Below are 3,502 nucleotides of genomic sequence, written 5' to 3'. Positions count from 1 at the left end.
GACCACCCCCGCCCGACCCGGCCCCCGCCCTGCCCGCCGCGCCATGACACGCGCCGAAGTCCGCACCTTCATCGAACAGCTTGCCGCCGCCAATCCAGAGGCACGCAGCGAACTTAACTTCGTCGATGATTTCACGCTGCTGGTCTCCGTCGTGCTGTCAGCACAGGCAACCGATGCATCGGTCAACCGCGCCACGGCAGGACTGTTTACCGACGCGCCCGACCCGGCGGCGATGGTTGCACTGGGCGAGGAAAAGGTTGGCGCGCATATCCGCTCCATCGGGCTGTGGCGGACCAAGGCACGCAATGTCGTCGCCCTGTCGCAACAGTTGCTCGACCGCTTTGGCGGGATGGTGCCACATGATCGCACGGCGTTGGAATCCCTGCCCGGTGTGGGACGCAAGACCGCGAATGTGGTGATGAACATCGCCTTTGGCGACAGCACGATGGCGGTGGACACGCATATCTTCCGCCTTGGCAACCGCACCGGCCTTGCCCCTGGCACAACGCCACGCGCGGTAGAGGAGCAGTTGGTCAAACGCATCCCCGCCGACATGCTGCGCCCCGCCCATCACTGGTTGATCCTGCAGGGACGTTATGTGTGCAAGGCCCGCAAACCCGAATGCTGGCGCTGTCCCGCCTTTGCACCGTGCCAGTATCGCCTGAAGGATGATATCCGGCACGACGCCCCCACATCACAGGCATGATTTGAAAATATCATGACGTGAGATAAAGTTTTCTGGCGAAACTTTTGTCGAAAGGCGTCCCCTCCGCCTGAAAGATAAGTGTTACGCCTCCGAGGCTTTCATACCCATCCCAAAGATTAGGTATTAAAAAAGCAATCGCCGACAACACACTGAAAATAATAAAATTTTTTGGAAATTTCCAAAATATCACGATCAGGCAAGGGATTTTACCATCCCTTAGAATCTGTTTGAAAAAAACAGGCTGAATAACATCCTGAAATTATAAAGGTTTTTGGTAAAGCTTTTTTCCAAAAAGCTTCAGAAGACGCCGCCTTTTTGAAAAAAGACGGCACCCAAAAACTTTTCCTGTTCCTTATCAATGATTTGTTTTCAAACAGCCTCCCAAGCAATCATGCCGGAAGACCTTCACGCAGCGCTATTCCGCCTGCGCCATCGGCAGGTTGGGCGTCCCATGCTGCCCCGGTCCCATCACCCATGGCCGTGCGCCACGCACCTGCCGGTCGGAACGTACCACCACCCCGTGATGGGACGTAAGATACAACGCCTGCGCGCCTGATCTCCATAATGTCAGATAATCGACAGGCGTCACGTCAGTACACGCCCCCTGCCCCACGGCGCGCAATGCACCGGACAGTATCACAACGCCATCCATCCCGGCGCAGGATGCCGCCGCCGTGCCATCGCGCAAACGCATCATGATACGATGTCCCCCACGCGCCAGCACACACATGCCCGCCTGACAGGTCAGACGCCCATCCGGCGTGGTCATGTCATCGTCCACGATGACGACGCGACGGTCCAGCACGCGCACCCAGTCGCGCAAAACGAAGCTATCCACATGCCCCTTTGGCGCGACCAGCAACCGGGGGCCATCCACCACCGCCAGCATCCGTCCCTGTGCCGGGATGATGACATCGGGCGCACGCACCATCCATGGCGTCACCATGGCGATGGCGATCGGCATGACGCCGCATATCCGCCAGGTCGGACGCGTCCACAGACATAACCAGCACAGACCCGCGAAATATAGTCCCAGTCCCCACATGGGCATCTGTGGCACACCCACATGCGCGCCCGGCCATGCCGCAACATGATGCGCCAGCCAGATGACCACCGCATTGCCCCATCCCATCGGCACCAGCGCCAGCGAATCAAGGCCCACAGGCATCAGCACCAGTGCCCCCATCGCACACGGCATGATCCACAGCGCCGCCAGCGGGACCGCAATCAGGTTGGCCAGCACGAACCATGCGCCGACATCCGCAAAATGTGCCATGCCAACCGGCAGGCAGGCCAATCCGGCAAGGAGACTGGCCAAAGACAGATGCCCGACCCGCCCGATCATACGCTGCCATGCATATTCCCCGTCGCGCAGCAGGCGCAGCGGCACCGCGCAGACCTCGAACCCCGCCACCAGCGCCATGACAGCCGCCGCCGACATCTGCATCGGCAGTTCAAGCATCTCCCCCGGTTCCAGCAGCAGCATGCCCCCCATCGCCAGCGCAAGGGAACGCAGGGAAAGCACACGCCGTCCCGTCAGGATCGCCAGCGTCGCCACGGCCGCCATCACAAGGCCGCGCTGCGCCGGCAGGTGCGCACCCGTCAGCAGCACATAGCCACATCCCAGCACCAGCCCCGCCACCGCCGCGACCTGCCTGCACGGCCACCAAAGTGATGCGCGTTCCGAAAGCGCCAGAACGAAGCGCACGACCGCAATGCCCAGCCCCATGACGATCCCGATATGCAGTCCCGCCACAGCCAGCAGGTGCGCCAGCCCCGAATCCGCGAAATCAGCACGCGTCCGTGCCGAAAGCCCGCCCGATCCCCCCGTCAGCAGCGTCACGGCCATCGCGCCACGCTGATCCGGCAGGACATCCATGACCCGTTGCGCAATACGCGCCCGTACCCGCCCCAGCCGGACTGACCACGCCCCCGCCGTACCGGCGGTCATCACGGCAACATCCAGCGCACGGGCCGATCCGCCGATCCCCGCGAACCAGGCCCGTCGCTGCGCATCATACCCACCGGGCAGGTCCGGCGGCATTGGCGGGCGTAACAGTGCCCGCACCGTGATCCACATCCCTGGCGACAGCGTCTGCATGTCCCCATCACGCAGGCGCAGGCGGATCATGCGGCGCATCGGCGGCATGCCGATATCAACGCCATCAAGCAGGCGCACATGCGCAAGGTCCACACGACGGCGCGTCCCGCCATCCGGTGCGGCCACGTCCTCCACCGCGATGATCTGCCCCCGCATATGGGTGGCGCGATGCGGAAGGTCGGGAAATGGTGCAGCATGGTGCGCGGCCACCCATGCGGCAAGGAACCCGCATACGGCGGCACATGACAGGCCCGCGCCGATACGCACACGCAGCAGATCGCCACGCCAGCGCACAAGCCCCGCCCCAAGCAGCGCGACCATGGCAAGGAACATGACCCACCCCATGCCGGGTTCGCACGACAAGGTGAAATAGGCCGCATTCCCCCCAGCCATCGCCACCGGTAGCCACAGCGCCAGCCGCCCGCGCTGCATCCACAGCCGCGCCGCCAGATCCGTTGCAAACCGCGCATACAGGCGTCGCACATGCGACCACAGACGCGGCCACCGGGGATGAAGCCAGAAGGCAGGCCACAAGGCAGACCACCGGGCAAGCGACAGGAAAAGCCGTGGGAAAAGCCACCGGCAGGGCCATCGGGACGACCATCGTGCATGCCATCGGGCGTGGGGAATGGGGGGCTCCGTCAGGTTAGGGCAGATCCTGTTTGAATGCGTGCCTTCAAACAGGTGAAGATGCT

The 3,502-nt window shown here is 62.8% G+C and carries 2 protein-coding genes; one reads left to right on the top strand and one right to left on the bottom strand.

Annotated features, from left to right (window positions below):
- Nucleotides 1–43: 43 nt before the first annotated feature.
- On the top strand, nt 44–706 hold the full coding sequence (gene nth, locus B7G66_RS07090) for an endonuclease III (protein WP_048858960.1): 663 nt from the start codon (nt 44–46) through the stop codon (nt 704–706).
- Between the two features lie 415 nt (nt 707–1,121).
- Here the strand turns inward: nth and B7G66_RS07085 are convergent.
- Nucleotides 1,122–3,502, bottom strand: a 2,381-nt coding sequence (locus B7G66_RS07085; RefSeq protein ID WP_369688282.1) for a ComEC/Rec2 family competence protein, incomplete at its 5' end; no start/stop codon positions are given.

Source organism: Novacetimonas hansenii JCM 7643 (genome assembly GCF_000964405.1).
Taxonomy (GTDB): domain Bacteria; phylum Pseudomonadota; class Alphaproteobacteria; order Acetobacterales; family Acetobacteraceae; genus Novacetimonas; species Novacetimonas hansenii.
Note: the sequence above shows the minus strand (reverse complement) of the source record. Positions and strands in the feature narration are given on the sequence as shown.

Bases quoted from the DNA above. Each gene is read 5' to 3' on its own strand.
- nth (WP_048858960.1), top strand. From the start codon at position 44: ATGACACGCGCCGAAGTCCGCACCTTCATCGAACAGCTTGCCGCCGCC.